We start from the raw sequence: 10293 nt of genomic DNA on the forward strand, positions 1-10293 counted from the left end.
CACCATTGTAACTGCAACCTACCGAAGGAGCCCAATTCATGAGCCTGTATGGTGTTATGCGCACCGGTGTTTCCGGGATGAACGCGCAGTCCAACAAGCTGTCGATGGTGTCGGACAACATCGCCAACGTCAACACCACCGGCTACAAGCGGGCTTCGACCGAATTCTCATCGCTGATCCTGAAGAGCGGCTCGGGCAATTACGATTCCGGCGCGGTCGAGACCACGGTCCGCTATGCCATCAGCGATGCCGGCAATTACCAGTTCACGACCTCGGCGACGGACCTCGCGGTGCAGGGCAACGGCTTCTTCGTCGTGCGGGATCCGAACGGCAACAATTTTCTGACGCGCGCCGGCGCGTTCGTGCCCGACAGCACGGGCAATCTCGTCAACTCCGCCGGCTTCCAGCTGATGGGCTATAACATCGCCAACGGCGCCACGCCCACCGTCGCCGCCAATGGCTTCGGCGGCCTCCAGGTCATCAACGTCAACCAGATGGCGCTCCAGGCGTCGCCTTCGACCAAGGCAACTGTCGATGCCAATCTCGATCCGAGTGCTGCGATCATCGCGGGTCCGCCCGGTCCCGGCGCCTACACGTCGAAGACCTCGGTCGTCACTTACGACAACATCGGCAACGCGGTGACGGTCGACGTCTATGCTGCGAAGACCGCCGCGAACACCTGGCAGATCCAGCTCTATGATTCTTCCACCGGCACCGCGCTCGCGGGTGGTCTCAATACCTTCACCTTCGATGTCACCGCGACTGGCAAAGGCAAGCTCGCCGCCGCAAGCCCGACCTCGCTCACCGTGACCATCCCGGGCGGCTCGTCCTTCAACATGGATCTGTCGGCCATGACCCAGGTCGCGTCCAGCTTCGACTTCAAGGCGACGGTCGACGGCAACGCCCCGTCCGCGGTGGAGAAGGTGAACATCGACGACAAGGGCGTGGTCACCGCGGTGCTCAAGAACGGCACCGAGCTGCCGAGCTTCCAGATCGCGCTCGCGAACGTTCCGAGCCCGGACCATCTGACGCCCGAAGTCGGCAACGTCTATTCGCCGAACCTGGATTCCGGAAACGTGCAGGTCGGCCTCGCCGGCCAGGGCGGGCTCGGCACCATCCAGTCGGGCGCTCTGGAAGACTCGAACGTCGATCTGGCGGACGAGTTGACTGCGATGATCGAGGCGCAGCGCGGCTTCACTGCGAACTCGAAATCGTTCCAGACCGGCGCCGACTTGCTGGATGTCGTCGTCAACCTGAAGCGCTGAATCTCTCAGCGCTCGATCCCGGCAAGAGCAGATCATGAACCTTACCGCCGCTCTCGAATCCGCCCGCTCCTCGCTGATGACGTCGGGCATCCAGTCGTCGGTCATCTCGCGCAACATCGCCGGGGCCACCGCCACCGGCTATTCGCGCAAGCTCACCGTGCTGGACAATCACCCCGGTGCTGGCGTCTACGTCGCGGCGATCCAGCGCGCCGCCAGCAGCGGCTTGTACACCAACGTCCTGACCGCGACTTCGTCGTCTACCAAGCAGAGCGCGATCTATGACGGTCTCCAGAAGATCGCGGCCTCGACGGTCGACGATCCGGAGCTCGACCAGTCGTCGACGGCGCAGCTCAATGCGTTGAAGAAGGCGCTCCAGCAATATGCCAACGCCCCGGACAACACCACGCTGGCGCAGGCGGCGGTCGCGTCTGCCAAGGACATGGCGACGGCGCTAAACCAGGCGACCCAAACCGTGCAGTCGGTCCGTGAGGGCGCGGATGCCGACATGAATACGTCGGTTCAGAACATCAATCAGTTGCTCTCCCAGTTCCAGAGCGTGAACACCGCGATCGTGAAGGGTACGATCTCCGGCGACGACGTCACCGACTACCTCGACCAGCGCGACAGCATCGTCTCGAAACTGTCGCAAGAACTCGGCGTCACGATGTCGATCCGTCCCAACGGCGACGCGGCGCTCTATGCCGATAGCGGTGTCGTTCTGTTCGACAAGACGGCGCGCGCGGTGAGCTTTTCCCCGACCAACGCCTACACTGCCGGCACGACGGGCAATGCCGTCTACATCGACGGCGTACCCGTGACCGGCGCGAATTCCGTCATGCCGCTCAAGTCCGGCAAGCTCGCCGGCCTCGCCGAGTTGCGTGACAACGCCGCGGTCACGTATCAGAGCCAGCTTGACGAAGTCGCACGCGGCCTGGTCGACGCCTTCAAGGAAGTCGACCAGTCCGGCGCCGTGCTGCCGGACGTCCCCGGCCTGTTCACCTATCCCGGTGCGCCGGCGATGCCGGCGAGCGCCACCGTCTCGGTCGGCTTGGCGGGCTTGATCAGTGTGGCCGCTTCGGTCGACCCTGTTCAGGGCGGCAACCCCAATCTGCTGCGCGACGGCGCGATCAGCGGCAGCGCCGCATATCAATACAACACCGCCGGCAACGCCGGCTACTCGACCCGGCTGCAGCAGCTCATCGGCAACATGGACGCGTCGCAGCCGTTCGATGCAACCACGCAAGGCAAGCCGAACGGCAGCTTGATCGACTTCGCGTCGTCCTCGGCGAGCTGGATCGAAAGCCAGCGCACGGCCGCGAACGACAATGTCACCTACCAGAACACGCTTCTCGACCGTAGCACCGCGGCGCTGTCCAACGTCAACGGGGTCAACATGGACGACGAGATGTCGTTGATGCTCCAGGTCGAACGGACCTATTCGGCCTCGTCGAAGATCATTTCCACCGTCGACGAGATGTTGCAGAGCCTGCTGGCCGCCGTGGGGAATTAAGTCATGATGAGTGCGAACTACATCTCGACCTTGATGCTGTCTTCGTCGCTGAGGTCCTCGGTTACGAACAATCAGGCCGCGCTCGCCAAGGCCTCGAAGGAAGCCACCACCGGCCGCTTCGCCGATGTTGGCCTCGAGCTTGGTGCCACGACGGGAAGCGATGTCACCCTGCGAGCAGACCTGAGCTTCGCCGATCAGCTCGTCGATACCAACGGGCTGGTCTCGGGACGCCTGGACATAACGCAGAGCCGGATCACCCAGCTTGGTTCGACCGCAACGGACTTCCTCAAGGACCTGATCGCGGCCCGCAGTACCGACGGCGGCGGGCGGATCATCCTGCCGCCCGCGTCCTCCAACCTCCAGGATCTGATTGGCGCGCTGAACGTCTCCTATAACGGCTCGTCTCTTTTCTCGGGGATCAACACGCAGAACACGCCGATCACGGCCTACACCGCGGGCTCGGCCAGCAAGAACCAGGTCGATGCGGATTTCCTCGCGACTTTCGGCTTTGCCCAGTCTTCGGCCAGCGTGAGCAGCATCACCCCGGCCCAGATGCAGACCTTCCTCGACACCACCTTCGATGCCGAGTTCGCGAGCCCGGCCTGGAACACCAATTGGTCATCGGCTACCGACCAGGTCATGCAAAGCCGTATCTCCACGACCGAGATCGCCGATACCTCCGTCAGCGCCAATCAGCCAGGCTTCCGCAAGCTCGCCGAGGCCTACACCATGATGGCGGATCTCGGGAACGTGAACCTGGACCAAGCGACGTTCCAGGTCGTCGTGGACAAGGCTATCGGGCTTGTCGGAAACGCCATCAGTGACCTTGCTACCCTCGGCGGCAACATCGGCACGGTCCAGCAGCGGATCACCGGCGCGACCGATAGGCTGAAGCTGCAGCAGGACATCCTCAACAACCAGATCGTCAAGATGGAGGCGGTCGACCCGACCGAGGCCTCGGTCCGGGTCAATACGCTGCAAACCCAGATCAAGACAGCGCTGGCGCTGACATCGCAGCTCCAGCAGATCAGCCTCATCAACTACCTCTGAGCCAAGTACTTTTGAGAAGCCTCCTTTGTAAGGCAGAGTTGTCCTGATGACGTTTGAAGCCTATGAAGCGGTCGTCGACGAGAGCGGCTATGAAGCGCGGGGCCGCGAGCGGCAGGCGCTCAGCCTCGGCATCGACCGGCTCGAGCGGATCCAGAAGGACCGTTTCAGCATCGAGGATCTGGTCGAGAGCCTGCTCTACGTGCGGCGGCTGTGGACGATCTTCATCGAGGATCTCGCGCATCCGGAAAACGGACTTCCGGACAAGCTGCGCGCCGACATCATCTCGATCGGCCTGTGGGTCGTCAAGGAAGCCGATCGCCTTCGCGAGGAGAGGTCGAACGACGTGATGCAGCTCATCGAAATCAACCGTCTGATCCGAGACGCTCTTTGATGAAGATATCCTTGCGAGCGGGCGAACGGGTCTACATCAACGGCGCGGTGCTGCGCGTGGACCGCAAGGTCTCCGTCGAGCTCGTCAACGACGTGATGTTCCTGCTCGAAGGGCAGATCATGCAGGCGTCCGACGCCACCACGGCGCTGCGGCAGCTCTATTTCATCGTCCAGCTCATGCTGATGAATCCGACCGATGTCCGGGATGCTTCGGCGCTTTACGGGCAGCATCACGCAGCCCTGATCGCGGTGTGCGAGAGCCACGAGATGCTGCTCGGACTTGGCGCGGTCGACGAACTGGTCGGAGCAACCCGTTACTTCGAAGCGCTCAAGCGGATCCGGGCGCTGTTTCCGGTGGAGCAGGCCATCCTGGCCGGCGCCACGATCGATTCCCCATTCGAGGCTGCCTGACAGCGGAGAGTCACATGAACGTCACCAGCGCGACCGATAGCACCAGCAAGTCCAGTTCGACCAGCTCAACCACGTCGACGTCGAGCACCGGCGTCGACTACAACACGTTCCTTCAGCTCCTCATCGCAGAGATGAAGAACCAGGATCCGACCAATCCGATGGATACTTCGCAATATATGAGCCAGTTTGCGCAGCTCTCGTCGGTCGAGCAGGCGATGCAGACCAATACCAAGCTCGACTCTCTGCTGTCTTCGCAATCGCTGTCGCAGGCAGACGGGCTGATCGGAAAGACCGTCAGCTTCACGGACTCGACCGGAGCGACCTTCAGCGGCAAGGTCGCTTCGATTTCCATCAACACCGACGGCTCCGTCGCGACGCTCGAGGACGGCACGAAAGTCGCGGTCGGCCCGGGGCTCACGATCAGCCAGTCATGAACGAACGGGACGCTCTCGACATCGTCCAGGCGGCGATCTGGACCATCATCGTCGCCTCCGGGCCTGCCGTTGGCGCCGCGATGCTGGTCGGCACCCTCATCGCGCTGATCCAGGCTCTGACCCAGATCCAGGAGGTGACGCTGACCTTCGTTCCGAAGATCATCGTCATTCTCTTGGTCGTTGCCGTCTCCGGCTCCTTCATCGGAGCCCATCTCTCCACCTTCACCGAGATGGTCTATTCGCATATCGAGCGCGGCTTCTGATCCGGGCGGGCTCGGGCACCCCTGGCCACCTCCTGCCACCACCCCCGCGTAAGCTTTGCACGGCAGATTAAGGGCCGGATTCTCTGCCGGTGACCTATGTCCGATACGTTAGCTGCCAGCCTGCCGACCCCGCGACGATTGGGCGCCGACGCCTTTTTCGCAGGCGGTATCGTGGCCATGCTCACGATCTTGTTCCTGCCTATCCCGCCGATCCTGATCGATCTCGGCCTCGCCTTCTCGATCGCACTGTCGGCGCTGATCCTGATGGTCGCGCTGTGGATCCAGCGGCCGCTCGATTTTTCGGCTTTCCCGACCGTGCTGCTGATCGCCACGATCCTGCGGCTGGCGCTGAACGTCGCGACGACTCGTCTGATCCTGTCGCGGGGCGGGGAGGGGGAAAACGCCGCGGGCCACGTCGTTGCCGGCTTCTCGAAGTTCGTCATGGGCGGCGACTTCGTCATCGGCCTGATCATCTTCGCGATTCTGGTCACGGTAAACTTCGTCGTGATCACCAAGGGCGCGACGCGTATCGCCGAAGTCGGCGCCCGCTTCACCCTGGACGCCATCCCCGGCAAGCAGATGGCGATCGACGCGGACCTGTCCGCAGGGCTGATCGACGACAAGGAAGCCCAGCGCCGGCGCCGCGAGCTGGAAGAGGAGAGCGCGTTCTTCGGCGCCATGGACGGTGCCTCGAAATTCGTCCGCGGCGACGCCATCGCCGGCCTGATCATCACCGCGATCAACATTTTCGGCGGCATCATCATCGGCGTGACCCATCACGGACTCACGCTGTCGCGTGCCGCCGACGTCTACACCAAACTCTCCGTGGGCGACGGTCTGGTAACGCAGATGCCGGCTCTGATCGTGTCGCTATCGGCGGGCTTGCTGGTCTCCAAGGGCGGCACCAGGGGGTCGGCGGAGCAGGCGGTGTTGCGCCAGCTCGGCGGCTATCCGCGCGCGGTATCGGCCGCCGCGCTGATGATGTTCGTGCTTGCCTTGATGCCGGGGTTGCCGATGGCGCCCTTCTTGCTGCTCGGCGGCGCCATGGCCTTCGTCGGATACTCGCTGCCGAGGCGGCAGGCGGCCCTGAAGCAGAAGGACGATGCGCGCAAGGCCGACGAACGCGCCCAGGTCGAGGCCAAGGAATCCGTCAAGGAATCGCTCAAGACCGCGGAGATCGAGCTGGCGCTCGGCGGCCACCTGTCGGTCCATCTGCTAGGCTCGCGGACCGAGCTCGCGCACCGCGTCGCCAAGATCCGCAAGAAGTTCGCCAAGCAGTACGGCTTCGTCGTTCCCGAGATCAAGCTCACCGACAATCTGTCGATCGATCCCAAGGGATATCAGATCCGGATCCACGACACCCGCGTCTCCCAGGGCGAGCTCAGGCTCGGCGAGGTGCTGGTGCTCGTCGACAAGGACGGCAAGCCCGACGTGCCCGGCGAAGAGGTGATCGAGCCGGCCTTCGGCATGAAAGCGCTGTGGGTGACGGACGCTTTCACCGACGAGGTCAAGCGTCAGGGCTGCAAGCCGGTCGACAATCTGTCGGTGCTGCTCACGCATCTGAGCGAAGTGATCAGGGCCAACCTCGCCCAGCTCCTGTCCTACAAGGACATGCGCGGCCTGCTCGACCGGCTCGATCCCGAATACAAGCGCCTGGTCGAGGATCTCTGCCCGTCGCAGATATCGTACTCGGGACTGCTGGCAATCCTGAAGATCCTGCTGGCCGAGCGCGTGTCGATACGCAACCTCCATCTGATCCTGGAGGCCATCGCCGAGATCGCGCCCCATCTGCGGCGCTCCGAGCAGGTGGCGGAGCATGTGCGTACGCGCCTGGCGCAGCAGATTTGCGGCGACCTGTCCGACAACGGCGTGCTCAACGTGGTCCGTCTCGGCAATCGTTGGGACCTGGCGTTCCACCAGAGCCTGAAGCGCGACGCCAAGGGCGACGTCGTCGAATTCGACGCCGACCCGCGCCTGATCGAGCAGTTTGCGACCGAAGCCAGCGCCGCGATCCGCAAGTTCACCGAGAACGGCACCAGCGTCGTGCTGGCGGTGACCCCCGAAGCCCGTCCCTACGTCCGGATGATCCTGGAACGGGTATTTCCGACTCTGCCGATTCTGTCGCATGTCGAAGTCGCGCGCAGCACCGAGATCAGAGCACTCGGAGCCATATCGTGATCAGCGGCCTCGCCGACAGCGTGCTGGTGACGTTCATCGTGTTCTGCCGCATCGGTGCCTGCCTGATGCTGGTGCCGGGCTATTCCAGCGTCAACGTCCCGGCCCAGGTCCGCTTGTTCGTCGCGCTCGTCACGACGTTTGCGCTGACGCCGATCCTGGTCGCTGTCCTGAAACCTCTCACGGACAACGCGGCACCGCTGACGCTCGCGCTGCTGATCTGCTCCGAGCTCGTGGTCGGCAGCGTCATCGGGCTCGGCGGCCGCGTGTTCTTCCTCGCACTCCAGACCATGGCCACTGTGATGGCGAGTGCCATAGGGCTGAGCAACATCCCGGGGACGCCGATCGGCGACACTGATCCGGCGCCGGCTCTGGTGCCGCTGATCATGACGGCCGTCACCACGCTGTTCTTCATAACCGACCAGCACTGGCAGGTCCTGCGCGGGTTGATGAACTCCTACGACGTCTGGCATCCCGGCGATAAGTTCGGCGGCGGCATGGCGCTGGAGCTGCTCGTCGGCCGGCTGTCGGAAGCATTCGTCCTGACGCTGCGGATCACCAGCCCTTTCATCGTCTATTCGGTCATCGTCAACCTGGCGGTCGGCCTGGTCAACAAGCTGACGCCGGCGATTCCGGTCTATTTCATCTCGGTGCCGTTCGTGCTGTTCGGCGGCTTCCTGCTGCTCTACCTCACCAGCGACGAGCTCTTGACGCAATTCATGCTCGGCGTCTCGTCATGGCTGGCGGAGTGATCGGTCATGACCTCGCGCGCGGACAAGCTCGGCCGGTTGGTCTCGCTCGTGAAGCTCCAGCTCCGGCTGTCCGAGTGGCAGCTCGCGCATCTGCGGCAGCAGGAGCGCAGCTTGCAGGACGAGCAGGAATGGCTGGTCGGAGCCCTGAACGATGGCAAGCCGCCGGTGGGATCATCGAGCGAATCGATCGCGCGGCGCCTGACCAGGACCAGCGTCGGCACGCGCGCGATTCAGGCGCAGGCCTCGCAGCAGCTCGACCAGGTTCGCGCGGAGAGCCGCCGTGTGAAGCAGTTCGAGCAGGTCGCCAAGGCGGCGCTCGCGGACAAGCTTCGCGACGCCGAGAAGAAATCGCTCGAGGAGATGACGGGAACAAGTCTCACCGTGCGCGAGTGGACGCCACGGCCAGCCAACCGGAACAAGACATGATCGTGACAGCGACACCCGACCTCGTCCTCGACGTCCTCGATGCCGCCGACCCGGTAGCGCAGCGCGCGGCGACCGCCAAGCTCGATGCGCTGAAATCATCGGACACGGATTTCGCCGCCACGATGGACGCGGAGGTCGGCAAGGCGAAGGCGGCCGCTGCAGAACAATCCGCGTCGAAGGTTTCGGAAGCGCCGTCGGGTGCGGTGAACGGGGCGCCGGTGCAGGTGATCAAGGCGCCGGCATCCGGCGAGGTGTACCGGAAGTTCGAGGCTTTCATCCTCCAGACCTTCGTCGAGACGATGTTGCCGAAGGAGTCGGAGGAGGTCTTTGGCAAGGGTACGGCCGGTGGCGTCTGGAAGTCGATGCTGGCGGAGCAACTTGGTGCTCAGCTGGCAAAGGGCAAGGGCATTGGCATTGCCAAGCAGCTCGCCGCCGCGCATCCGGCCGGGCCGGACGTTACGGGCAAGGCCGGATGACGATCCGGGAATGGGTGATAGAAGTTGAAGGGTGAATTTCCTATGCAGGCACATGAAGGCGCGGCGGCCCTGGTGATGGAGCAGCCGGTCGTGGACACCGAGGCGATGACGACGGCAGCCGCGCCCGGTGATGCGCTGTTGCCCGTGCTGCTCTCGAATGTCGGTGGCGAGTTGGCGAACGAAGGCGCGGATACAGCGAGGTTGGATGAGGTGCGGGGCCTGCTGGCTGCGATCCGCCGGCTCGAAAGCATCGTTGAGGAAGAGACGGTCGCGCTCGGTACGGGCAAGAAGATCGATTTCGACGAGTTCAGCGCCCGGAAGAGCCGGAGTATGCTGGAATTCGTCCGCCTGATGCGGGCCCGAATGCATCTCGGCGGCGAGGTCGAGATCACCGAGGAGATCCAGCGGTTGCGCGAGAAACTTGAGCGAAATCGTTCTCTCCTCGAAATGCACTACGACGCGGTACGCGAGGTCGCGACCATCATCGTCAAGGCCATCAGGGACGCCGAGTCGGACGGCACCTATACCGGTCGAGCAGCACAGGACGGAAGATGATCAGACTGGTGCTGGCCGGGCTCTGGGTATGCATCCTCACCGCGGGCACGAGCTATGCCGTCGCGTATTGGAAGGACAACGGCACCCTGTTGCCGGCGAAGGACGAATATCTCGACGGGCTGCAGTATCAGAAGACGCGGGCGCTGAGCGTGCCCATGGTCGAGGGTGGCAACGTGCAGGGCTACATCGTCGCGCGCTTCGTCTACACCGTGGAGGCGCGGACCATGCACCAGCTCAACGTTCCGCCCGAGCCGTTCGTCGTCGACGAAGCCTTCCGCAGGATCTATGCCGACGACCGCCTCGATTTCAGGAAACTCGCCCGTTACGACCTCTCCATCCTCACGACGGCCATCAAGCAGCGCGTCAATGAGCGGATGCAGGCCGAAGTCGTCCAGGATGTCCTGGTCGAAGACTTCAACTACGTGTCGAAGGAAGAATTCCAGCAGAAGCCCTAGGGTCTGTTGGGATTCATCTGGAGTTTATCGCGGCCGCGGCCAGATAGATCATTGAAGTGAAGCTCTGGTCGGTCTTGTCGGCGCGCATTGCGATGCGCTTGAATTCCTTGAGCTTGCCGAAGAAGTTCTCG

General features: G+C 63.3%; 13 protein-coding genes. All 13 read left to right on the forward strand.

All coding sequences use genetic code 11. The features are described from left to right. Nucleotides 1-38 precede the first annotated feature (38 nt). On the forward strand, nt 39-1265 hold the full coding sequence (locus tag IVB27_RS18640; protein ID WP_247444792.1) for a flagellar hook protein FlgE: 1227 nt from the start codon (nt 39-41) through the stop codon (nt 1263-1265). 34 nt (nt 1266-1299) lie between these two features. After that, the gene (flgK, locus tag IVB27_RS18645) at nt 1300-2775 is read left to right on the forward strand and encodes a flagellar hook-associated protein FlgK (protein ID WP_247444793.1); all 1476 of its coding nucleotides are present in this window, start codon (nt 1300-1302) and stop codon (nt 2773-2775) included. A gap of 3 nt (nt 2776-2778) precedes the next feature. Continuing rightward, a complete protein-coding gene (locus IVB27_RS18650) occupies nt 2779-3825 on the forward strand; it encodes a flagellar hook-associated family protein (protein WP_247444794.1) in 1047 nt (348 codons plus the stop codon). A 46-nt stretch (nt 3826-3871) separates the two neighbouring features. Then, complete coding sequence (gene flaF / locus IVB27_RS18655; RefSeq protein WP_247444795.1) at nt 3872-4216, forward strand: flagellar biosynthesis regulator FlaF; 345 nt, start codon at nt 3872-3874, stop codon at nt 4214-4216. After that, nucleotides 4216-4626, forward strand: coding sequence for a flagellar biosynthesis repressor FlbT (gene flbT, locus IVB27_RS18660; protein WP_247344631.1), 411 nt, complete (start codon nt 4216-4218; stop codon nt 4624-4626). Before flaF ends, flbT begins: the two co-directional genes overlap by 1 nt. 14 nt (nt 4627-4640) lie before the next feature. Next, complete coding sequence (flgD, locus tag IVB27_RS18665) at nt 4641-5060, forward strand: flagellar hook assembly protein FlgD (RefSeq protein WP_247444796.1); 420 nt, start codon at nt 4641-4643, stop codon at nt 5058-5060. After that, nucleotides 5057-5323, forward strand: a complete 267-nt coding sequence (gene fliQ, locus IVB27_RS18670) for a flagellar biosynthesis protein FliQ (protein WP_106945789.1) — start codon at nt 5057-5059, stop codon at nt 5321-5323. The genes flgD and fliQ overlap by 4 nt, the downstream gene beginning before the upstream one ends. Before the next feature lie 96 nt (nt 5324-5419). Continuing rightward, nucleotides 5420-7501: a flagellar biosynthesis protein FlhA gene (flhA, locus tag IVB27_RS18675; RefSeq protein ID WP_247444797.1), complete on the forward strand. Its 2082-nt coding sequence runs from the start codon at nt 5420-5422 to the stop codon at nt 7499-7501. Then, nucleotides 7498-8250, forward strand: coding sequence for a flagellar biosynthesis protein FliR (gene fliR, locus IVB27_RS18680; protein WP_247444798.1), 753 nt, complete (start codon nt 7498-7500; stop codon nt 8248-8250). The genes flhA and fliR overlap by 4 nt, the downstream gene beginning before the upstream one ends. A gap of 6 nt (nt 8251-8256) precedes the next feature. After that, the gene (locus IVB27_RS18685; protein ID WP_247444799.1) at nt 8257-8676 is read left to right on the forward strand and encodes a hypothetical protein; all 420 of its coding nucleotides are present in this window, start codon (nt 8257-8259) and stop codon (nt 8674-8676) included. Continuing rightward, on the forward strand, nt 8673-9152 hold the full coding sequence (locus IVB27_RS18690; protein WP_247444812.1) for a rod-binding protein: 480 nt from the start codon (nt 8673-8675) through the stop codon (nt 9150-9152). The genes IVB27_RS18685 and IVB27_RS18690 overlap by 4 nt, the downstream gene beginning before the upstream one ends. A gap of 42 nt (nt 9153-9194) precedes the next feature. Beyond that, nucleotides 9195-9707 carry a flagellar biosynthesis protein FlgN gene (locus IVB27_RS18695; RefSeq protein ID WP_247444800.1) on the forward strand — a complete coding sequence of 171 codons (513 nt, stop codon included), beginning with the start codon at nt 9195-9197 and terminating at the stop codon, nt 9705-9707. Continuing rightward, nucleotides 9704-10162, forward strand: coding sequence for a hypothetical protein (locus IVB27_RS18700; protein WP_247444801.1), 459 nt, complete (start codon nt 9704-9706; stop codon nt 10160-10162). The genes IVB27_RS18695 and IVB27_RS18700 overlap by 4 nt, the downstream gene beginning before the upstream one ends. The last annotated feature ends 131 nt before the right edge of the window (nt 10163-10293 follow it).

The organism is Bradyrhizobium sp. 197 (assembly GCF_023073375.1).
GTDB lineage: Bacteria > Pseudomonadota > Alphaproteobacteria > Rhizobiales > Xanthobacteraceae > Bradyrhizobium.